The organism is Vibrio sp. L85 (assembly GCF_963871815.1).
GTDB classification, from domain to species: Bacteria; Pseudomonadota; Gammaproteobacteria; order Enterobacterales; family Vibrionaceae; genus Vibrio; species Vibrio harveyi.
Map to the genome: position 1 here is coordinate 122,162 of NZ_CAWMYL010000244.1, position 21,099 is coordinate 143,260.

At 45.3% G+C, this 21,099-nt stretch carries 20 protein-coding genes; 10 read left to right on the plus strand and 10 right to left on the minus strand.

What is annotated here, in order from left to right; genetic code table 11:
- The first annotated feature begins 76 nt into the window (after window positions 1-76).
- Window positions 77-1,999 (plus strand): S9 family peptidase, encoded by a 1,923-nt coding sequence (locus AACR11_RS24770; RefSeq protein ID WP_009695962.1) that lies wholly within the window; start codon window positions 77-79, stop codon window positions 1,997-1,999.
- Between the two features lie 234 nt (window positions 2,000-2,233).
- Complete coding sequence (locus AACR11_RS24775; protein ID WP_017818356.1) at window positions 2,234-3,007, plus strand: siderophore-interacting protein; 774 nt, start codon at window positions 2,234-2,236, stop codon at window positions 3,005-3,007.
- Window positions 3,008-3,076: 69 nt separating this feature from the next.
- Here the strand turns inward: AACR11_RS24775 and AACR11_RS24780 are convergent, their stop codons facing one another.
- From AACR11_RS24780 to AACR11_RS24790, 3 genes are all read right to left on the minus strand, one after another.
- A complete protein-coding gene (locus tag AACR11_RS24780) occupies window positions 3,077-3,946 on the minus strand; it encodes a LysR family transcriptional regulator (RefSeq protein ID WP_005447289.1) in 870 nt (289 codons plus the stop codon).
- Between the two features lie 68 nt (window positions 3,947-4,014).
- Complete coding sequence (locus tag AACR11_RS24785) at window positions 4,015-4,527, minus strand: GNAT family N-acetyltransferase (RefSeq protein WP_005447287.1); 513 nt, start codon at window positions 4,525-4,527, stop codon at window positions 4,015-4,017.
- Between the two features lie 187 nt (window positions 4,528-4,714).
- Complete coding sequence (locus AACR11_RS24790) at window positions 4,715-5,512, minus strand: arylamine N-acetyltransferase family protein (protein WP_079325181.1); 798 nt, start codon at window positions 5,510-5,512, stop codon at window positions 4,715-4,717.
- Window positions 5,513-5,803: 291 nt separating this feature from the next.
- Between AACR11_RS24790 and AACR11_RS24795 the strand changes: the two genes are divergently transcribed.
- From AACR11_RS24795 to AACR11_RS24805, 3 genes are all read left to right on the plus strand, one after another.
- Window positions 5,804-6,952: an S-(hydroxymethyl)glutathione dehydrogenase/class III alcohol dehydrogenase gene (locus AACR11_RS24795; RefSeq protein WP_005447284.1), complete on the plus strand. Its 1,149-nt coding sequence runs from the start codon at window positions 5,804-5,806 to the stop codon at window positions 6,950-6,952.
- A gap of 188 nt (window positions 6,953-7,140) precedes the next feature.
- Window positions 7,141-7,980, plus strand: coding sequence for an S-formylglutathione hydrolase (gene fghA / locus AACR11_RS24800; RefSeq protein ID WP_029788751.1), 840 nt, complete (start codon window positions 7,141-7,143; stop codon window positions 7,978-7,980).
- A 199-nt stretch (window positions 7,981-8,179) separates the two neighbouring features.
- Window positions 8,180-9,370: a BamA/TamA family outer membrane protein gene (locus AACR11_RS24805; protein ID WP_029788750.1), complete on the plus strand. Its 1,191-nt coding sequence runs from the start codon at window positions 8,180-8,182 to the stop codon at window positions 9,368-9,370.
- A gap of 49 nt (window positions 9,371-9,419) precedes the next feature.
- On the opposite strand, the gene AACR11_RS24810 is transcribed toward AACR11_RS24805, so the two are convergent.
- The gene (locus AACR11_RS24810; RefSeq protein ID WP_017189737.1) at window positions 9,420-9,788 is read right to left on the minus strand and encodes a DUF805 domain-containing protein; all 369 of its coding nucleotides are present in this window, start codon (window positions 9,786-9,788) and stop codon (window positions 9,420-9,422) included.
- Window positions 9,789-10,064: 276 nt separating this feature from the next.
- On the opposite strand from AACR11_RS24810, the gene AACR11_RS24815 reads away from it, so the two are divergent.
- The 3 genes from AACR11_RS24815 to AACR11_RS24825 are packed head-to-tail and all read left to right on the plus strand — an operon-like array spanning window position 10,065 to window position 12,035.
- Window positions 10,065-10,526: a hypothetical protein gene (locus AACR11_RS24815; protein WP_005447276.1), complete on the plus strand. Its 462-nt coding sequence runs from the start codon at window positions 10,065-10,067 to the stop codon at window positions 10,524-10,526.
- A gap of 2 nt (window positions 10,527-10,528) precedes the next feature.
- Window positions 10,529-11,620: a GGDEF domain-containing protein gene (locus tag AACR11_RS24820; protein ID WP_005447275.1), complete on the plus strand. Its 1,092-nt coding sequence runs from the start codon at window positions 10,529-10,531 to the stop codon at window positions 11,618-11,620.
- A 10-nt stretch (window positions 11,621-11,630) separates the two neighbouring features.
- Window positions 11,631-12,035, plus strand: coding sequence for a hypothetical protein (locus tag AACR11_RS24825; protein ID WP_017189738.1), 405 nt, complete (start codon window positions 11,631-11,633; stop codon window positions 12,033-12,035).
- A gap of 87 nt (window positions 12,036-12,122) precedes the next feature.
- On the opposite strand, the gene AACR11_RS24830 is transcribed toward AACR11_RS24825, so the two are convergent.
- From AACR11_RS24830 to yidD, 3 genes are all read right to left on the minus strand, one after another.
- Window positions 12,123-12,920 (minus strand): Cof-type HAD-IIB family hydrolase, encoded by a 798-nt coding sequence (locus AACR11_RS24830; RefSeq protein ID WP_029788749.1) that lies wholly within the window; start codon window positions 12,918-12,920, stop codon window positions 12,123-12,125.
- Window positions 12,921-13,070: 150 nt separating this feature from the next.
- Window positions 13,071-14,036, minus strand: coding sequence for a DUF3137 domain-containing protein (locus AACR11_RS24835; protein ID WP_005447272.1), 966 nt, complete (start codon window positions 14,034-14,036; stop codon window positions 13,071-13,073).
- A gap of 31 nt (window positions 14,037-14,067) precedes the next feature.
- Window positions 14,068-14,418, minus strand: a complete 351-nt coding sequence (gene yidD / locus AACR11_RS24840) for a membrane protein insertion efficiency factor YidD (RefSeq protein ID WP_079325183.1) — start codon at window positions 14,416-14,418, stop codon at window positions 14,068-14,070.
- 395 nt (window positions 14,419-14,813) lie between these two features.
- On the opposite strand from yidD, the gene AACR11_RS24845 reads away from it, so the two are divergent.
- Both AACR11_RS24845 and AACR11_RS24850 read left to right on the plus strand, forming a co-directional pair.
- Window positions 14,814-17,048 (plus strand): hypothetical protein, encoded by a 2,235-nt coding sequence (locus AACR11_RS24845; protein ID WP_029790701.1) that lies wholly within the window; start codon window positions 14,814-14,816, stop codon window positions 17,046-17,048.
- Between the two features lie 192 nt (window positions 17,049-17,240).
- A complete protein-coding gene (locus AACR11_RS24850; protein WP_029790700.1) occupies window positions 17,241-18,038 on the plus strand; it encodes a glycine betaine ABC transporter substrate-binding protein in 798 nt (265 codons plus the stop codon).
- 58 nt (window positions 18,039-18,096) lie between these two features.
- On the opposite strand, the gene AACR11_RS24855 is transcribed toward AACR11_RS24850, so the two are convergent.
- From AACR11_RS24855 to AACR11_RS24865, 3 genes are all read right to left on the minus strand, one after another.
- Complete coding sequence (locus AACR11_RS24855; RefSeq protein WP_017190898.1) at window positions 18,097-18,489, minus strand: nuclear transport factor 2 family protein; 393 nt, start codon at window positions 18,487-18,489, stop codon at window positions 18,097-18,099.
- Between the two features lie 134 nt (window positions 18,490-18,623).
- A complete protein-coding gene (locus AACR11_RS24860; RefSeq protein WP_029790699.1) occupies window positions 18,624-19,355 on the minus strand; it encodes a DUF3726 domain-containing protein in 732 nt (243 codons plus the stop codon).
- Window positions 19,352-21,091: a hypothetical protein gene (locus AACR11_RS24865; protein ID WP_029790698.1), complete on the minus strand. Its 1,740-nt coding sequence runs from the start codon at window positions 21,089-21,091 to the stop codon at window positions 19,352-19,354. Before AACR11_RS24865 ends, AACR11_RS24860 begins: the two co-directional genes overlap by 4 nt.
- Window positions 21,092-21,099 lie beyond the last annotated feature (8 nt).

A 21,099-nucleotide genomic window follows, 5' to 3' on the forward strand; every position in this document is an offset into this window, starting at 1 on the left:
TTTAATAGCGACTATCGATTCATTCTGACCGACAAGCACGATGCTGACAGGTCCGTCACACAAGGAGCGTTATACAATGCGTACTCGCAAGCTTATTCTTGCTACCGCTTTTGGTCTACTACTCGCGGGTTGTAGCCAAACTTCAACCACGACGACTGCCGAAGTTATCCCACCGGAATATCCCGTAGATTACTTCTTCCGTAATGCTGAAGTCTCTAGCTACCAAATCTCCCCTGCTGGAGATTACATTTCAATGATGAAACCATGGCAAGACCGTAAAAACGTATTTGTTCATCCAGTTGGTAAGCCAGAGGATGTGAAACGTATTACGTCAATTACTGGTCGTGACATCGCTTACTATTACTGGGTTGGTGATGACACCATTATTTACTCTCGCGATACGGGCGGTGATGAAAACTTCTATCTCGTAACGGTCAATGTCAAAACGGGTGAAGAGCAAACCATCACACCTACATCTGGCGTAGTGGCTTATGTGATCGACACTTTAGAAAGCCAACCAGATGACATTCTTATCACGACCAACGAACGTAACCCGCAAGTCTTTGATGTTTATCGTCATAACTTAAAAACGGGTAAGAACACGCTTGTGGCTCAAAACCCAGGGAATGTGCGTTACTGGGGTACAGACCACGATGGGAACATCCGCGTGATTTCAACTTCAGACGGCGTAAATACAGCGGTTCTGTACCGTGATACCGTGGATGAAGAGTTCCGTCCATTGAAGAACCTCACCTTCAAAGAAGACTTCTCTCCAATCTCATTTACACCAGATAACAAGAACCTGTACGTTGCCTCACGTATCACTCGCGATAAATCAGCGATCATCGAATATGATGTGAAGGCTAATAAAGAAGTGCGCGAGATCTTCTCTCACCCAGAAGTGGACGTCACCAGTGCAAGTTACTCAAATGCACTCAACAAGCTCACAACGATCTCTTATGTGACAGACAAACGTCAGTACCATTTCCTTGATAAAGGTTATGAAGAGACTTTTGAGCGTCTGCAAGAAAAGCTACCGGGTGTTGAAATCTCGGTGAACAACACCACTCGCGACGAGAGAAAAATGATCGTCGTGACCTACAGCGACACCGACCGTCCTAATTACTACTACTACGATCGCGATTCAGACCAACTTGAGAAGTTAGCTGCAAACGCACCTTGGCATAAGCCTGAAGACATGGCGAAGATGAAGCCAATCACATATACCGCTCGTGATGGTGAAACCATCCATGGCTACTTAACGTTACCAAAAGGCCGTGAAGCGAAAGACTTGCCACTGCTTGTTCTGCCGCACGGTGGTCCTTGGGCTCGCGATCACTGGGGCTTCCAACCAGAAGTTCAGTTGTTTGCAAACCGTGGTATTGCCGTTCTACAGATGAACTTCCGTGGTTCAACAGGTTATGGTCGTGAATTCTGGGAGAAGTCATTTAAGCAATGGGGTCAGTCGATGCAGGATGACATCACTGACGGCGTTAAATGGGCGATTGACCAAGGCTACGCACAAGATGGTGAAGTATGTATCTACGGCGCATCCTACGGTGGTTACGCCACATTAGCTGGTGTGACGTTCACGCCAGACCTATATAAGTGTGGTATCGACTACGTTGGTGTGTCCAACCTCTTTACTTTCATGGATTCCATTCCACCATACTGGGCACCATTCCTAGCTATGCTGCATGAGCAAGTTGGCGATCCGAATAACCCAGAAGATGCGAAGATGATGAAAGCATACTCACCGGTATTCCATGTTGACCAAATCAAAGCTCCATTATTGGTTCTACAAGGCGCGAAAGACCCGCGTGTAGTGAAAAGCGAATCTGACCAAATCGTCAATGCTCTTCGTGAACGTGGCGTCGAAGTGGAATACATCGTGAAAGAGAATGAAGGTCATGGCTTCCGCTCTCTTGAAAATCGCCTCGATGGTTACCAAGCGATGGATCGATTCCTAAAGACACATTTGTTAGAGCAAACGCAATAAGCAACCTCTCTCATTCTACCAAGGGCACTTCGGTGCCCTTTTTTATTCTTTAAACCCAAATCTTATAAACATGGATGACGAAGTGTTCATTCGGGCGAGGTCTGTCGGAATTAAATCGCCGATTTTCACATCAGAGTGTAAATTTAGATAAAGACGCTATCTGCCTTACTAAGATACTGTTAATCTTAGATGAGAAAGAGAATAGTTATCAAACGTAGTGAAATGTGAATTAAAATGAAAAAGAAACCACAACCAAAAAGCCTCGTTGTTATCAACACACAAACAGTAACGCCCAACATGCAGCGTATTACCCTGCAAGGCGAAGCACTAGGCAACTTTCCACAAGATTGCGAAGGCAGCTACATCAAGCTGCTGTTCAACGAAACAGGCGGTACTGACATCCAAGGCTTTTCTGAAGAAAACCGTCCAGTTATGCGTACCTACACCATTCGTCGCTTCGATCCACAAGCATGCACGATTGAAGTCGACTTCGTTCGCCATATTACTAAAGACCTACAATGTGGATTTGCAGCGCGCTGGGCGATGTCCGCTAAAGAAGGCGACACCATCAACATCGCCGGTCCTGGCAGCATCTCGAACTTAAACACAGAAGCTGATTGGTTCTTTATGGCTGCGGATATGACAGCGTTGCCAGCGCTATCAGCGAAGATTCGCACTCTGCCAGAAGACGCAAAAGGCTATGCCGTGATCAGCGTAATTTCTGAAGCGGATATCCAAGCTCTCGAAGCACCAGCAGGTATGGAAATCCATTGGGTCACCGAGCAATCACTCGAAGGTAAGGTTCGCTCACTGGAGTGGAAAACGGGTGAAGCAGCAGTGTGGTGTGCTTGTGAGTTCGATTCAATGCGCGCGCTACGCCAATACTTCCGTAACGAAAAAGAAGTGGAGCGTGAAAACCTTTACCTCAGCAGTTACTGGAAACAAGGCGTATCAGAAGATGGTCATAAGGTCATCAAACGCGAAGATGCCGAGCTAAACGAACAGTGATTTAAGAGCGCAAAAAAAGCTAAGTAACAAGATTTGCTACTTAGCTTTTAAACACATAAATACCTATTTCTAATTTAGGCTCTCAGCCAAGAAATCAATCAGCAGACGAACTTTAGGTGAGAGGTTACGGTTTTGCGGATAGAGCGCCCAAATACCTTCGCGATCGTCTCGATAATCGGTTAACACTTCCACCAGCTCGCCATTGTCTAACGCCTCTTGCACGTAGTAGTCCGGCAGCTGCACCAAACCTAAACCACGTTTTGCCGCATCGACCAAAGCAAAACCACTATTGCATTTGATTCGGCCAGAGACACGCAGAGACTTCTCACGTTTTTGCTCTTTGAAGTGCCAATAGTCAGCGGTACCCACCAAGCATTGGTGATGACTCAGTTCAGACAAGGTATGCGGCTCACCAGAGCGCTCTAAGTAAGCCGGGCTGGCACACACATACAGCTGACGCGATGAAAGGCGTTTAGCGATCAAGCTCGAGTCTTGCAAGCGTCCCAAACGAATCGCCACATCGACACCTTGCTCAATCAAATCGAGCTTTTGGTTAGTAAGAATCAGATCGAGATTTACTTGCGGGTACTTTTCTAAAAACTGGTGCAGCAGCGGAGCAAGATTCATTTCCCCATAGGTCACGGGCGCAGTCACTTTGAGCACACCTTTCGGTTCGGCTTGCATCTGAGTTACCGCCAACTCAGCTAACTCTAACCCTTCCACAAGGTGCTTACACTGTTGGTAATAAAGTTGACCAGCTTCAGTTAACGACACTTTACGCGTAGTACGATGAAGCAATTTCACTGCTAAGCGTTCTTCTAACGCTGATACACGACGGCTGATTTGCGCGACCGATGTTTTGAGCTTATTGGCTGCGCCGGTAAAGCTGTTGGTTTCTGCGACGGCGACAAATTCGCTGACGCCTTCCCAATTCGCCATGATTTTGATCCTATGGAATTCAATTTATTACGTATTCTCACACAAAGTTAATCGCGGAGAAAACCCGTTTAAAAAGGATAGCCGACTAAATGAACCGTCTGTTGCGGCCAAATAATTTTCAGAGAGCATACCATGGTGTCATCAGTACTGACCCAATGATTTGGGGCAACTTTTATCTTCAAATTATTGATGGGCGTATAACCACTGGATCGATAAACTGGCGTGCGACCAAATAAAACAGAAAATGCGTCGCCTCGCTCCAATGCATCCTGATGAACCGCTTCCAACAAGATTTTCACCAGCCCTAACCCGCGAGAACCGGGGTCAACACAGACTTCTGCAATACCACTAATGGGAAAAGATTGATCATCAATCATGACTTGTTTTTCGTGTACGGCAACATGGGCAGCGAGTTTATCGCCATCCCAAATTAGATAGCGGTGACGAGGTATTTCATTGAAATAACGTTGAGTTTGAAAGATTTTGTCTTGCTCCTTGGTGAAGCAAGTGGACAGCAAAGCTCTTAACTTAGCATCGAGTTCTTGGGTGACTTCATCATCAAGCAAGTATTCAAAGCGCATGATTTACCTCATTTATTCTTCAAGGTTAAAAGTAAACCTTTGAAAACTCACTTACTGAGATATAGCGCAAATAAAAAAGCGCAGGTTGAGCTGCGCTTTCCATTTTTGAGCCGATAAGTAAGGAAATTAAGCGTAACGCGATGCTTGAAGTCTCATTTCGAGCACGATTCCCCCTTAGTTACGACTCTTACACTGGCTTTAAAGATGAGTAATCAGCATCAAGAGCGATACCAAAATGGGTTTTAAGCGCAGATAGATACGTTTCTCCCGCTTCCAGCTCAATCTCAACGACCTCACCATTTGCTCGGTACTTTAAACTGTGATTGAACAAAGTAATGATGCCGCTATCTGTCGCCAACGCCGCAACTCGACTCAAAGTGAAATGGGAATTTGGTGAAGTCGATGTGTAGTGATTGCCGCATACGATGTCACCGTCAAATACGTGTTCAAAGTCTAAACTATACAAATCAATCCATTGCTCAGGGTCATCATAGGATTGAACTTGCAACATATAGCCAACTAACTCATGTTCGATAAATCTGAATGTTTGAAGATCAGTGTGAATATCTTGGTTGAGTACAAAGGGTACTGGTGCGCGTGGCGTGTTAGAACCGAACCCCACATCAACGATCCACTTATCTTCCCCCATGGTCACCAAAGTGAATTGATGCGTTCGACCTGATGGTGTGCCAGACAAATGAACGCGCCCCAACAACGGTCGTGCATCAAAGCCGATGGTTTTCAGTACATTCAAAAGTAATGCATTCAATTCATAGCAATAGCCACCACGCTCGCGATAAATCAGTTTGTTAATAATGTCTTGTTCAGCAACTGAAATGCCACGCCCAAGCGCAATATCAAAGTTCTCAAAAGGCAAACGACGATGCTGAGCATTGTGTAGTAATAACAAAGTATCAGTATTGATATTCAGCGATTGAGAGATACCCACTTTCTTTAAGTAGGCTTGAAGATCTGTTTGGTTCATACCCATTCCAATTCAACGTTTTTACGGTGGCAACAACACTAAACCCTCAACTGCACTTGAGGTCAAACACCAATGCGATTTTTATCATTCTTCTTAACCTCACTCGCACTAACAATGACGTTATCGAACTCATTATTACACATACGTAAAAATCATTTTCAATTTAGCCGGATTATCATTTTTCATGAAACACCTAAAATGGGCACCAACAAAACGACGCAGCGCAGTGAACAAACCTCAACTACGCTTATGACGTCACTCCATATACTGAGAATATAAAGGAAACATCCAATGTCGCTTGAAATCAAACCTGGTCAAACTCACATTAAATCAAAAGCAATGGTTGCATGGGCTGCTGGCGAGCCACTTAAAATGGAAGAAGTTGATGTACAACTTCCAAAAGCGGGCGAAGTGCTAGTACGTATCGTAGCAACTGGTGTTTGTCACACTGACGCATTCACACTATCAGGTGACGATCCAGAAGGTATCTTCCCTTCAATCCTTGGTCACGAAGGTGGCGGTATCGTTGAAATGGTTGGCGAAGGCGTAACAAGCGTTGAAGTTGGCGACCACGTTATCCCACTTTACACCGCTGAATGTGGTGAGTGTAAGTTCTGTAAATCTGGCAAAACTAACCTATGTCAGGCAGTTCGCGAAACGCAAGGTAAAGGACTGATGCCAGATGGTACAAGCCGTTTCTCTATCAACGGTGAGACTATTTTCCACTACATGGGTTGTTCTACTTTCTCTGAGTACACTGTTCTTCCAGAAATCTCACTAGCGAAAGTAAACAAAGAAGCACCACTTGAAGAAGTTTGTCTTCTAGGTTGTGGCGTAACTACCGGTATGGGTGCGGTACTAAACACAGCTAAAGTTGAAAAAGGCGACACAGTTGCTGTATTTGGTCTAGGCGGTATCGGTCTTTCTGCAATCATCGGTGCTCGTATGGCTGGTGCAAGCCGCATCATCGGTGTCGACATCAACGAAAGTAAATTCGACCTAGCGAAACAACTTGGTGCGACAGACGTCATCAACCCAATGAAGTTCGACAAACCAATCCAAGACGTTATCGTTGAGATGACAGACGGTGGTGTTGATTACTCATTCGAATGTATCGGTAACGTAAACGTGATGCGTCAAGCGCTTGAGTGTTGTCACAAAGGTTGGGGTGAGTCAGTAATCATTGGTGTTGCTGGTGCAGGTCAAGAGATCTCAACTCGTCCATTCCAACTGGTAACTGGTCGCGTATGGCGCGGTTCTGCTTTCGGTGGCGTTAAAGGTCGCTCTGAGCTTCCAGAAATCGTAAACCGTTACATGGCTGGCGAGTTCGGTCTACAAGAATTCATCACGCACACGATGGGTCTACAAGACGTGAACGAAGCGTTCGAACTGATGCACAAAGGTGAATCTATCCGTACCGTTCTTCACATGGATAAATAATCCAAGATAACGGTTCACGTAATATGACTGATATTTGAAAATTTGAAACAGGCTCTCTTCTCTCTTGGACACGTTTTCTTTTGGGAAGAGAGCCATCCGCTGTCTTTAACGGTCTTGTCCACCGTTAAAAATCATTGTTTTAAATACTCACAGTTTCAAATAAACATTGTTTTATCGAGAGATTATCCATGACCATTGAAAGCCTAAGCCAAGCCAAAGTATTCGGTGGTTGGCATAAACAATACACACACGAATCTCGCGCTTTAAATTGCAACATGCGCTTTGCGATCTTCTTGCCGCCAAATGCAACCAAATCAAACCCAGTGCCTGTGGTTTACTGGTTGTCTGGTTTGACGTGTACTGATGAGAACTTCATGCAGAAAGCCGGTGCGTTTCGCATGGCTGCTGAGTTAGGTATCGCCATTGTGGCACCGGATACTAGCCCACGTGGTGACGACGTTGCAGACGACGAGAACTACGATTTAGGGAAAGGCGCGGGTTTCTACCTAAACGCCACTCAAGAGCCGTGGTCGCGTCACTACCACATGTACGATTACATCACCCAAGAGCTACCTGCGATCATTGAAAGCAACTTCCCTGTCTCTGACGTGAAGTCGATTTCGGGTCATAGCATGGGTGGTCATGGTGCAATTACCCTTGGTTTGAAGAATTCAGATCAGTACCGCTCAATTTCTGCTTTCAGCCCAATCAGTAACCCAATGCAATGCCCTTGGGGTCAGAAAGCGTTTACCGCTTACCTAGGCACCGATATTGAAAGCTGGAAACAATACGACGCAAGTGAATTACTCAAACAAGCAAAATCACCATTGCCAATCTTGGTAGACCAAGGTGATGCTGATAACTTCCTTGCTGAGCAATTGAAGCCTGATGCGTTACTGGCGGCAGCAAAAGCTCATGATTCTGAAGTTGAACTGCGCATGCAGCCAGGTTACGACCACAGCTACTTCTTTATCTCTAGCTTTATCGCTGAACACTTGAACTTCCACGCTAAGTACTTATTTGCTTAACCTTGGTTGTGACATAAGAAAAACGATAAAAACTGAATGGTTAAATATACAAAGCCACCCACTTATTGGGTGGCTTTTTGCGTTTTAAAAACACTCACCTTCTCTTTACAAAACCACCATTGCAATTGCTCTGATTGGTGTCTAACTTGTAAGGGAACGCTATTCGCTTACTAGGGTCTATAGACCCGAATAGGACCCTATGAAAAAACCATCGTCAGTTATCGTTAGTACCACCTGTTTCAGCTTTTTGCTCGCCTCTCCAATGGCTCAGGCAATCAACTTTTTTGATCCCATTGATGGGCAATTGGACATGGGAGAATATCTGGCTGAAAACGCTTATGGATTTCTGCCCGTCCCGATAGTGATTACCGAGCCCGCCGTGGGCTATGGCTTGGGCTTCACTGGCGTGTTTTTGCATGAATCCGATGAGCAACGGGAGAAAAGGCGTAAACTGGCAGAAACCTCTCTCGATGGTGGTGCGCAGCTACTAACACCAGCCATTACTGCAATCGGTGGTTTCGCCACCGAAAACGGCACTTGGATGGGCTTCTTAGGGCACCGCCGGACGTGGGCGCAAGACACGGTGCGTTACCTAGGTGGAGTGGGTTATGGCGACTTCAATATGACCTTCTATCCGCAATCCACCTTGCCGGGCTTAGATAGCGTCTTTAACGGCAAAGGGTTAGATTTCGAAATAACTGGCGGTGGCATGCTCAACCATCTTCAATACCGCATTATTGATGCTCCGCTGTTTATCGGTGTGAAACAGCTCTATTTCGTCACCGATCAGAAAATCACCAACTCCCCTGTTGCCGATAAGTTATTGCAAACCCTGACCAATACCTCTCCGACTACCTCTGGATTGGGTCTGACACTGGAATGGGACAGCAGAAACAACTTCTTTAGTCCGACGCAAGGCTACAACTACAAAGCCGAATACCTTTGGTACAACGACGCGATTGGCAGTGATTACGAATACGAACAACTGGATGTGGAAGGCATTAACTATTGGGAGTTAGCGGATCGATGGTCGCTAGCGCTACGTGGTCAATACAAATCTCTTTACACTGACGAACGCTTTTTACCACCAGCGTCTTATCCAGACATTAAACTGCGTGGCGTTGCGAGAAATCGTTATCAAGGGGACGAGACACTGTCAGTCGAATCACAACTGACCTATCAGTGGAACACGCGCTGGTCGACGAATGTTTTCGGCGGCTTTGGCTACGCTTCAACCGAAGCATCACTATTCGAAAACAACGCCGAATACGCTTACGGCGTGGGCTTTCGTTACCTCATCGCTCGTCGTTATGGTCTGCAAGCAGGCATGGACTTCGCCTTTAGCGATGAAGACAGTGCAGTGTATTTCCAAGTGGGTTCAGGCATCTAAACCCACTTATACCCAGTAACTTCAAGATGCTGGATTCAGAGCCAAATCTCTACTCATGCTTCGGGTTCGCACCATATTGGTTCGAGCCTTCTTCACTGTCTTGAATGAGAAAGTACAGCAGCACTAAGACACCAATGATGGGCACAAAAGCGATCAACGCCCACCACCCAGTTCGTCCTGAGTCGTGTAAACGCCGCACGGTAACCGCAATCGATGGGATCATAATGAACAGGGCATAAATCACACCAAAGAAGCCAAAATTGTCCATTTGCATCACACTGCCGATCACTCGATCGATGATGCCCATCACTAAATTGACCAACACATTCACTAACGTAAAGTACCAATACTCTTGGCGTCTAGCCCTACCACTAAAGTTGGAGTAATTGAGGATGACCCTGTAGTACCAATCAAACATATCGCTTCTCCTAATGAGATGAAAGTGTCGCGAAAGTTAGACAACGTGAGGCAAACTGCACACAAAATAGACTAAATAATGTATTCATCCAATAGTTCTATTTTTAACTATGTCATTAACCTTGACGTATATTCCACCAACGGTTACTTTTCACCCATAACGTATTATATAAATCCATCAAGTTGGCTCTATTATTAATAAATAACCGAAATTTCTGCGGATCGGTGTAGTGACGCTATCCCGCCGAAACAAGGGCAATAAATCAAAGGGCACAAGATGAGAAAAACAGTGGCACTCGCTTTGCTTTTGTTTGCACCGACACTTTTTGCAAACACGATACAGTTTAGCAGTCCTGAGAAATCCGATGTTGTTGTGGCATTAAAAGACCTAGAGTCATTGCCTCAAACTACCTACACCACCAAACTGCCTTGGCTCGAAACGCCAGCCGAGTTTGAAGGCGTTAAGTTAAGCATCCTATTACAAAATGCATTTGGACAAGTACCCCAGCGCGTTGAAGTACGTGCATTGAATGACTACCACTCCGATTTATCTCGTGAAGATATCCTTCGTTACCAGCCTATCGTGGCGTACAAACAAAATCATAAATACATCAAGATCCGAAACAAAGGTCCCTACTGGTTGATCTATTCTATAAATAAATACCCAGAACTAGACATTGCCCCATACCATTCGCAAATGGTCTGGCAAATCAACAGGATCAGCGTGAAAGAAGAATAACAATGAAGGCGAAACCCCATCCTACAAAACAAGGTCCATTTTCGACTAAGAGTAAGTTATTGTTGTTGATTTTTTCATCGACATTGCTGCTCGCCAACATCGTATTATTGAAAGAAACCCGAGCACTTACCCAAAGCTACTCTGCCCAACAAAACCAAGCGACTTGGTTTTTATTTCATTTATCTAAAGAGTTATCGGAATTAGTTGGTGAAGCGCGTCGGCTCAATGAGAGCGTGATGAACATTGATGGAGCCGAGCTGCAATATGAGTTAGCTTGGAGCCGTTTTGATTTGCTGATCAACAACAAAGAAGCGGACTCTTTCCTATCAAGAGAAGAAGTACGCGTGTACTTTGTCTCTCTATTCGATAAATTTCAACAACTCGAACCCATCTTAGTTGAAGCCAAAACAGGCAGCAGCGTGGCTGCTAATCAGTTTTACCGCGCAACGCAAAATCTATACATGGAAATGATTGACTACGTCACCCAGAACTTCCGTGTTGCAAGCCCGCTTTATCAGCAACAGCAAGTTCGTGCGTACAATTTACTGCAAGCGCAGTACATCTTGTTGGGCATTTTCGTGCTTACCGTGGCGCTGCTGACCTACTTCTATAAGCAAGAATCAAAGTTCCACAAACAACTCGCGTTAAGTGATCCACTGACGAATCTTGCCAACCGCAGTGCTTTGTTTCTCGATTTACATCGCAAGGAAGAAACCAAAACCCCGTTTTCGCTGCTCCTACTCGATCTGAACGGCTTTAAGAACATAAACGATACGTTGGGACACCAAGCGGGTGACATCGCTTTAATCGAGATAGCAAAGCGCTTAAACGACATGGCATTGGATGACTTTACTGTCTATCGCATGGGTGGTGACGAGTTTGCCGTAATCATCAACACAACCGACGAGAACAAAATTACCGAAGCAACACACCACGTCCATGTAGTGTTTGAGAAACCGATTCTCGCCTCCGACCAAGCCGGAGCCCTATCCACCAGTTTAGGTGCAGCGAGCTACCCGCAAGACGCCGATAACATTGACTTCCTAATCAATTTAGCGGATAAGCGCATGTACAAAATGAAATTCCAACGTTAAACGGATAACCATGATGAAAAATTTCATGCGAGCGGTGTTATTACTGCTAGTGATCGCGCTTGGTGTGTTGGCTTGGGTCTTTATCCCATCCCACGAGACAGTGGGCGCACAAACCCTCGAAGAGGCGCTCAACGACAACTACACACTAGTCGGTCATCGCATTCACTCTACAGACCCTGACGCGGGTAACATGTTCGGTTACTTTGTTGTATACAAAGGCGCAAGCACCGAAGACCTAGAGCCGTTTTTGGTGACTTCTGATCAGTTTATTCGTATGGAGCAAACCGGCGACAACACGCTAGCTCTAACCGTGAATGGTCGTATTTACCGTTATCACAATGATTTGTGGGTAGAAAACCCAGATGGCAAGCTACAACACTGGTTTGTAAGTGCGACTGCGAAATACGTACGCTAACTCATACCTGTTTGAGCCTTAGACAAACAAAAGCCCCGCTCATCAAATGGCGGGGCTTTTTTATGCTTGAGATTCGCTAAGCGGCGATTAAAGCACTTTTTCTTTGATGACCTTCATCACACCCGAATCACGGTTACTTGGTGCTGAAAAGCGCGCCACTTTTTTTACTGCTTCATGTGCGTTTTCCATCGCATAGGAATGCTCACTCACTTGCAGCATTTCTAGGTCATTGAGGTAATCACCAAACGTCATCGTCTCTTCAGGACCGAAACCCATGGTTTGTTGAAGGTGCTTGATCGCCGCCCCTTTTGACGCTTCTGCGTTCATCACATCAAGCCAGATCTTCGCACTCACCACCACTTGATGACTGTGAGCAAACTTCTCACTCATTGTAGGGAATACCAATTCTTCAGAACCACCAAAGTGGCAGATTGCGACCTTGATAAATTCGTCCTCTACTGCCAGCAAATCCGGCACGTATTCGCAACGGTGGTAGTATTTCTGGAACTCTTCTAACGCTTTTGAATCTTTGGTTTCGATGTAAGCCGAACGCTTACCGCACAGTACAAGGTGTGTGCCTTCTACCGCACGTGCCGCTTTTACGATCTCATCGATTTCTGATTTCGGAATGGTGCAGCTATAAAGCTCTTTGTCTTGGTGCATCACCAAGGTGCCATTTTCTGCCACGTAAATCATACGGTCTTGAATTGGCGCAAACGTATCACGCAAACTGTAGTACTGACGACCTGACGCTGCGGAGAATAAAATGCCCTTCTCTTCAAGCTGTAAAAACAGGTCAAAAAACTCTGGGTCTAGACGACCATATTGGTCAAGTAAGGTGCCATCCATATCGGTGGCGATGAATTTGATGCTAGCTTGTGACATGACTTTAACTCAAAAGTGAAGCAGCTCAGGTCACTCTTTGAATGAAAACAGGCTGCAAAAAATAGTCACGCTAAGGTACAGGATCTTGGATGAATCTCAAGCTGAAATCACCGAGTCTTTACCGAGTTTCACTTTGAGAATAACAGGGGATTACGCCGTTTCTACGACACTATCAGGCTCCATCATTGGTCGCATAAGGTCTAAACTGCGAACCGTGCCAATCAAGAAATCCAACTCACGATAAATCTCCGCGACCGCTTCAAACTCACCCGCAGGTTCATCCAATTTAGGCTCAAACAGCTCTTTCCAATGCGAGATGGCGATGTAGAGCTTTCCGTTTACTTGAGAAAGCGACAAGCTAGAAAACTCACTTTCACGACGAAAAGTCAGCACACGCTCAATCAATTCATCCGTTAACAATTGCTTTGCCGTGTCTAAATCGTCGCTATACACCTCATACTGCTGGTCAAATTCTGGATTGCCCAGTCGGACTCGTTTACCTATTTGAATCTTGAAGAAGCTATCCCACAACTTTTCGCGCAAGGTTGGGGTATCATCACGATCAGTCAGCACAAAGGTGCAAATGTCTTCATTCATCGGAACGTCGATTTCGCAAAACAACCCCGCAAAAAATACGTGATGCTTACTCGAACTGTCACTTCCAGAGCTGATGAGCTTTGATGCTTGAATCTCAGACATCACCACTTTGGCTTCACCGATGGTACCTGAAATAAAATCATCACTTTCGAAACCATCACAGCGGTCTAAGTACAAACCACTACGTTCAAAGGTATCTTTGTCAAGCTTGCGGCTTGGGTCCCAAGTCAGTGAAGGCTCAATGTGTGCCAACAAACTCTGCATAATGTATTGCTTGTAGGTTGTACGATACTCATTGTGCTTTTTGTTGAAGTAAGCCCAACCGCCGAGCAACAGTGCCAAGAGCACAAACATGGTAGCGAAGGTGGCAATATCAAAAGCCACTGCTCCAAAGAAAACACACACCGCGACACCAAGAAACTTGCGGCGACGAAGCGCTTCTAAACGTAAAGCTTCCAGCGGTTCGAGCTTATGTCGCAAATCATTTTCAAACAGAGTTTTGAGTTGATCAGTGGTCATCACATTCCTTTTTATTTACGTACAGAGTCCATTACCAACAATTGCAAGGTGAATCATTGCCACCGCTACAGGCGTCACTCGGGACGCAATCCAAAGAGTTGCATCCCATATCCGTTACACAAGATGAGTCTTTGTTCTTACGCCGCTTGCGACTACGGGAAGGTTCCTCAGTTTGAAGACGCTGATGAGCATGTCTACAGCGTGTAATCTGGTCTTGAACACTGGTATAGCTAGAAAACACGCCTTTACGTTGAATTATTTTGCTGATGGCTGCAGAACAAGAATCCGTGCCGTAGTACACCGCATGAGCACAACGGAACCCTTTGTGTGGGGATAAATAGCGTTGATAAAGTCGTATCAATGCCAACACCAGTTTCGACATGCTTTTCCTTTTGCATCTAATAAATCATTCGAGAACAACGCTCTTTCTTATACCCAAGTAACCTCGAGATGCTAGGTTCAGCGAGAATGACTTACTTTTAAAATATAAAATCTGATGCTTATTTTAGCTCTTCATGAAATACCATCGTAAATACGTAAATTTTCATTTTGAAAAGAACTAGAAATATCGAAACTTTTATTCTTCAAGTTTCATTTTTGAGACAGTAAATATTAATTTTATAAATTACTGAATAGCGACAACTATTGATTCGATATAAAAGTGATAAACCAAAAGACACACTCACCCTTCCTTGAATTGGTCATACCTATCGCTAATACTTCTTCTTAATTTGATTCTCAATTTGAGTAATCAACATTTTTGATTGGGACAACTCAATGATGAAGCCAATGCATTTTATGCTCTCAGCTTTGGGCGCTCTGAGCTTACTTTCTGCGCCTATGACATGGGCAGCGACAGCGATCATTCTACCAGGGTTACATGAACAAGGCGTTGATATGCAAGATACCCCAATCTCAGCCGCTGCTGCTATTGAATGGGAGCTAGAGAATGCCGATGTTGTTTTTGGAACGTATCCAAACAAAGCCGATAACGAGCGCGTCAAAGCCATTGGCTACATGTACAACCAAAAACTTGAACTCAATACAGGATGGGTAGAAAACGATATTCGCAACGAGGCAGAGCTGAATGGGATTGATTACGAGGATTACTTTCTCCATTTTGCCGAAGACACCATCATCGCCGAGGTAGACAAAACTCATGGCGAAAATACCCTGCTTAATCGAAAACCGATGATCGTTGGCTATACCGCTAGCGCCGACCACGCCGGTTTTTGGCTATATCAATCACCGCCATGGGACGCTGACGTATTCGGTCAAGCTCACAATGGCGGGGCGCTCTATGTTTATCACTCAGAAAAGTTCGACCGCTTAGCTTTTGAGTTCACCCAATTTGCTCAAGGTGGCAGCTTCACCATTGAATACCCTTCCTCTGTCGATTCGTTCGGTCAGGTAACAGAATGGACAAGCTTCGATATTAAGAAAGACAAAACCGAGAGCATGACCAAAAACCAGACTGTAAACTGGTCTGTTCCTTCAGATTGGGTTCGTGCCACAACGCACGATGGCAGTGGACAAACCTATGGCGGCGGTCAGTACTTTGGTTCGACCTTCTTGCGAGATGGTGGTCGCTTGTATGTTGCGAGAGTGACTTGGCATGGTGACAATATTGAGAATCGCCCTCACCTAAAAGAAGTGAAGCTCAAGAACAGTTTTCCAACCGTTAAGTTGACGAATGCACCAACGGCAACACCTGACGGAAAAACGATTCAACGTTGGCGCAAAATTCGTGGCTTTGATAAATCTGCGGATCTTAACCAAGACAATTATCTCTCTTGGAATGAATATAAAAACCGCTCAAACAAAAATGCGACCGCTCGTTTCCGTTGGGAGTCTCGAGTCATTCCATTTGGGCGAATGTGGAACCAAACCTCCTCGTGGGCATTAACCAATCTCGACAATCCCAACTTTGCCAACGCAGTTCACCACTATTACCAAGCAGAATGGGCGAAACAAGGCTTAAACGGTGCATACAATGACGATACAAACAAACTGCTTGGTGCAAATCAGTTCTACATCTATTCCGGTGGTATGGTAGATGAACTTGGTTTGGTTGCAGGAAGCCAAGCCGCTGATGATGCGTACAAAGCTCAGTTTTCGGCATTTTTAAACAAACTGGCAACGCTGGATCCGGATGTGCTAATTGGTCTCAACATAGGCACGGCAAACTTATATGGTCGCAATGGACAGAGTCACTTAGTTAAAGCAGGTTCTCTGTACTTACGGGAGCACTATCTATTCCCTTCTACTGGCTTTAGTGGCTATGCAGGCTTGGCTAAATTCTGGGATAACGCCGCTCTCGCCAAAGCTGGTCAGAAAGTGATTTACCAAGCAACAACACGTTATGGTCGAGTTCAGTACTTCGGTAACACTGAAGACAATTGGAAGCAGGATCAATACTCTGCATTAGCAGCGTTTTACTTGAATCACCACTCGGGATACAGCTATTTTAATCAATGGAACAGCGGTTATCTGTACGGCAGCAACAACACCACTGTCGACAACTTCTGGAAAGCCGGAGTACCCAAAAACATCGCTTATCAACCAACTACATTACTTGCCGTTGATCTGGGCGAACCAGTAAATCAAATCCCAGAAGGCTTTACAGCAATACCTTTGATGATGTCCACCAGCACTCCTTCAGCCGCTGATTACACCGTGGTTGGTGACTCTTCCATGAATGAAGTGGTGCACGCAGATCTGCCCGATGGTCTTGCTCACGTCCTACCGACATATACCTATTTTGCCTTTCGCTCAGAGGAGTCCGTAGTTTCTGATGGTCCCATTGAGATGGTTTTAGCAAGAGAATTTAGCAAAGGACGCGTGTTATATCGCACTGATTTTTTTGGCAAAAGCGCGGACTATTTTACTGCGCCCAAAATCACCATCACGCTAGACAAACCAATGCGACCTGTCGACAAGGATGGCAATGTTGGAGACTATGTTTCCGACATTCATATTGGTGGATACGAAGGACTGTTCTTACTGCATTGATCCGCGACTTAAGCCCTCTTTCCCGCAACCTTGCTCAACATCCTTCATGTAATTATCGCACTTGATTATCAAATCATTTTTGACAGTAACTCAAAGCGTTCGCTATTTATCCCTTCCTATCTTGAGCCTACTATCACTTCGAAAACACAGTGCACGACTCAACTTCGCACGAATAAAAATAAGGAATTCAGTATGACTCAAACTAACACGTCAAAAGCTATAAAACTCGGTGTCACTAACCTCTCATTTCATCGTGTCACTGCTTCTCTTGTCAGCCATATACTCAATGATATGGGTTTTAAGGTCGAGCGTATTTATTCACCCCATGAAGAGAACTTCTCAAAGCTCAAATCTGGTGAAATCGACATGCTTTCTTCGGCTTGGTTACCATCAAGTCACGGCATTTACAAAGCATCGGTAGAAGAAGTACAACCCCTACTGGAGCTCGGCTTACACTACGAACCTTACGCACTTTGGGGTGTACCAGATTACGTTCCAGAAGCACTCGTATCAGAAGTGAGCGACCTGACTAAACCTGAAGTTATAGCGAAAATGAAATCCGATATTCAAGGCATCAACCCTGGCGCAGGCATTACGCGCTTTTCGATCAAGATGATGGACGAATACGCACTAACCCAAGCAGGCTACCATTTCCACACAGGGACGGAAGAAGATTGCTTTACTGCATTTGAGAAGGCGGTAGAGAACAAACAATGGGTTATCGTGCCGCTTTGGAAGCCTCAATTTCTTCACTATAAATACGCAATTAGAGAGCTCACCGAACCGAAAGGTTTGTTAGGCATTATTGATAAAGCCGTTTTACTACTGCGTAAGGACAAATCAGATAAATTTACTCAAGACGAGTTAAACCAACTGGACACGCTCCGTTTCTCAAACGATATCATTGCGGAATTGGATTACAAAATCAGTCGTGAAGGGCGAGATTTAGACACGGTGACACGTGAGTGGTTGGATAACCAAGCGCAATAGACTTAAATACAATCTCAGTGCCTTGCCGTGCTTAACGCGTATGGCAAGGCTCGGTGCGCTAGTACATGGTATTCCCGTTTGCTGTCTCTTTCGGTATTTCCTGCAACGCATCCCAATGCTCGACAATCTTACCGTTTAGATCAAAGCGGAAGAAATCCATCGTTACATATTCCACATCATCAGGCCACGTCTGATGAGTATGCAGTGCAACCAAATTCCCCTCTGCAACTGCGCGAACAAACGTAATATCTTTGTTGGGATACTCTTCCTGCATTCTTTCGAAATATGCGATAAATGGCTCGGTACCGTTACCCACTAACGGATTGTGCTGAATGTATTCATCCCCCACATACAGCTCGACCGCTTTTCTCGGCTCTCCTCGATATGCCATCTCATAGAAGGCAATGGCATTGCGCTTATTCTCTTCTATATCGATTTGCATGGTGCTCATTTGATTCTCCTTCGTCATGCAAACAACCTGTCATTAGCGTAGTTGAGAATCATAATCCTGCTTTATTCTTAAACGAAAAGAGGCAGCATTCAGCTACCTCTCTGTCTATTCCCAATGATGCCGTTTTGGTTGCGCTACACTAACTCGCCCGCGCCTTGTACCGAGCGTTCACTGTTCTCAACAAGGAAGACTGTGGCAGTTTGTTTAAGAGCTTCCCATTCTGCGTCTTCAACAAAGATACCCTCTTCCCACGACGTTTTCTGTGCACGATTCAGTTCATCTCCATCAATATGAATTGCGTAACCTTGTGAACTTGCTTCGATATCAAAATCCGTTACGGCAAGCTCTATCGTCATACTGTGATAATCGGTACTGTTGTCTTCAATCTGATCAGAAAAGAATACCTCTGGTGCAACCCGCCCACGGTTTAACACATACAAGGTTCGCTTTGGACTAGTGCCATTAACCCACTGAGCACGGCACGCAATGCCTTTGGCAGAGAGTCTCACTAGCTCACTAAATGCTAACCAGCGATTGTGGCATTGCTTCAGTGTGATAGTAACGCTCTTGCTGCTGACCATTTTCTCAAGCGCAAAATCCAACACCGCAGGTAAATGACAGGCGATACTGCCATTGTGTAACTCGACTTCGATATGAGAGTCGGTGTTACTCGTAATGCTAACCGCACAATCTGAATCTAAGTTGAGAAACAGGCTGGCGTTGTTAAAGTGACGCACCCCGTGCAAGCCCACCATTTGCAGATCCGCAACCATATTGGCAATCACATCAGCTTCACCGCAATGACGGCGCATACCAAGAAAAGCTTTGTTTACTGCTGCTACCAGCTCGTTATGCGAGACGATCATAATGCAAAACCTCCACTGATTTTTTGATTGTCGCTTTGCGCGATTTCTTCACGCTCTGGCATGGTTGGGAAAATCCACGTATCGCTGAAACGCGGGTCCTGAATCTCATCAAGCAATGGTGCGCCTTGGAAAAAGGTCACGCGCACCCATCGGTCTGAACGCGGATCAAATTTAGTCGCACCAAAGATTGCTAATTTACAGCGTAGTAGATGCATCGGTAGCGCGTCTTCACGTAGTACATTCATCTGGATATCGCCCATTTCTCGATTGCCGAGCGTCCATACACGACGAGTGATTGCACGATACTGCGGATGCTGCAGTAAGAACTCCGCCAACGATGTTTCTGGCTGGCACGTTTGCAGCGCATGGTAGAGGCGGTTTACTTGTCGCCCTATATCGAGTGGCAACTCACGTTCTTCACCGATTTCTTCCCCACGAATGCCTAGTCTCGGTTCTTCTTTGTCTTGTGAGCGATACCAGAACCAATAGTTGTTCTCTGGTAACGTGTAGTCGGCATCGATTGACCAACGGTATTTGCTCTCTAGTATTTGCAAAACATCTTGAACGCTTTTACCACCAGGAATAGAGAGTGACTCATCGGTGTTCATTTGGTTTTCAAATTCATCAACCAAAGACGGGTAAAGCTCGATCAAACATGAAGTTAGGATTTCTTGGGCTTCCAAACTCATGGTTGTGGTTTGTTTGATCAAGCTTGCCCAATTCGAGTGCTCTGCCATCAAAGCATTTAAGTTAATTTGTAGCGCTTGGAGATCCGCAATCGCTTGATGATTAAGCTGATCTTGATGTTCATTGATTGTTATCACTTGCTCTAAGTGTCGCTGTGCTTTTTTAAGCAGGGCTTTTAACGGCAGCTCTAACTCGGTAGATTCACATGGCATGGCAAGCACATTGGCAATAGCACGCTCACGTGATGTCATCCATTGGTCGACAATACATGGATGGTTGATTAAATATGGCGCCATACCCAAACCAGTTGCATTCCCCACACCAAGATAGCGCTGCAGGCCTTTGTGAAGTGCAACTGCATTATCTCCGCCTTTTTTCGCAGCAAGGTAATGAACCCAATCTAAACTGAATTCACGCAGCATATAAACGGCACACATTTGTGCACTGAACGACTGGTTGAAATCAGGGTTGTTCTCCAGCAGTTTAAAATCGGCAATACCAAATTTACCGTTACCATAAACGGCGGTGGTTCTTAGGATGTAACCCACTTCTGCTAGTTCCGAAGGCTCTGGCTGCTCACCTTTAGAAAGCGCATTCACAATGTGTTCAAACACACGAACACTCTTATTCGCACGAGCAAGAACAAGCACGTTGTTTGGATTGCGCCCCGCTTCTTGCAAAGGCACATTGGCTCGAAGTTGCTCTAACAACTCAACATTAACTTCACCTTTGACCAGCGCAAAGGTTACGTCCCATTTTTCAGCAATGACTCGGTCATTACGCTCTTCATCAGCAATTTCATCGCAAAATACAACCAAGTGATAAACGTGTTCCGGCGTCGCTAATTTGTAAATCACATGACCAAAACCGCGTGGACACAATTGCCACTCATGCTTGCTCACTCGCCATTCCTGACTCGCCATTTTTCGGATCAAGCTTCGTACAAAGCTGATTCGATTTTGGTGCATAGCCCCTAGCCTGTCTGGCGCCATCACAATTGCAGCGTTGCGAAGTGTTGTTTCAGTGTAAGTAGAACGATGTGCATCCATTTTGCTCA

Coding starts and splice junctions, on each gene's coding strand:
- AACR11_RS24865 (WP_029790698.1), bottom strand. CDS start 21,091: ATGGATGCACATCGTTCTACTTACACTGAAACAACACTTCGCAACGCT.
- AACR11_RS24770 (WP_009695962.1), top strand. CDS start 77: ATGCGTACTCGCAAGCTTATTCTTGCTACCGCTTTTGGTCTACTACTC.
- yidD (WP_079325183.1), bottom strand. CDS start 14,418: ATGTCGAAACTGGTGTTGGCATTGATACGACTTTATCAACGCTATTTA.
- AACR11_RS24790 (WP_079325181.1), bottom strand. CDS start 5,512: ATGAACCAAACAGATCTTCAAGCCTACTTAAAGAAAGTGGGTATCTCT.
- AACR11_RS24825 (WP_017189738.1), top strand. CDS start 11,631: ATGATGAAAAATTTCATGCGAGCGGTGTTATTACTGCTAGTGATCGCG.
- AACR11_RS24810 (WP_017189737.1), bottom strand. CDS start 9,788: ATGTTTGATTGGTACTACAGGGTCATCCTCAATTACTCCAACTTTAGT.
- AACR11_RS24820 (WP_005447275.1), top strand. CDS start 10,529: ATGAAGGCGAAACCCCATCCTACAAAACAAGGTCCATTTTCGACTAAG.
- AACR11_RS24775 (WP_017818356.1), top strand. CDS start 2,234: ATGAAAAAGAAACCACAACCAAAAAGCCTCGTTGTTATCAACACACAA.
- AACR11_RS24855 (WP_017190898.1), bottom strand. CDS start 18,489: ATGAGCACCATGCAAATCGATATAGAAGAGAATAAGCGCAATGCCATT.
- AACR11_RS24860 (WP_029790699.1), bottom strand. CDS start 19,355: ATGATCGTCTCGCATAACGAGCTGGTAGCAGCAGTAAACAAAGCTTTT.
- AACR11_RS24805 (WP_029788750.1), top strand. CDS start 8,180: ATGAAAAAACCATCGTCAGTTATCGTTAGTACCACCTGTTTCAGCTTT.
- AACR11_RS24845 (WP_029790701.1), top strand. CDS start 14,814: ATGATGAAGCCAATGCATTTTATGCTCTCAGCTTTGGGCGCTCTGAGC.
- AACR11_RS24835 (WP_005447272.1), bottom strand. CDS start 14,036: ATGACCACTGATCAACTCAAAACTCTGTTTGAAAATGATTTGCGACAT.
- fghA (WP_029788751.1), top strand. CDS start 7,141: ATGACCATTGAAAGCCTAAGCCAAGCCAAAGTATTCGGTGGTTGGCAT.
- AACR11_RS24830 (WP_029788749.1), bottom strand. CDS start 12,920: ATGTCACAAGCTAGCATCAAATTCATCGCCACCGATATGGATGGCACC.
- AACR11_RS24795 (WP_005447284.1), top strand. CDS start 5,804: ATGTCGCTTGAAATCAAACCTGGTCAAACTCACATTAAATCAAAAGCA.
- AACR11_RS24815 (WP_005447276.1), top strand. CDS start 10,065: ATGAGAAAAACAGTGGCACTCGCTTTGCTTTTGTTTGCACCGACACTT.
- AACR11_RS24850 (WP_029790700.1), top strand. CDS start 17,241: ATGACTCAAACTAACACGTCAAAAGCTATAAAACTCGGTGTCACTAAC.
- AACR11_RS24785 (WP_005447287.1), bottom strand. CDS start 4,527: ATGCGCTTTGAATACTTGCTTGATGATGAAGTCACCCAAGAACTCGAT.
- AACR11_RS24780 (WP_005447289.1), bottom strand. CDS start 3,946: ATGGCGAATTGGGAAGGCGTCAGCGAATTTGTCGCCGTCGCAGAAACC.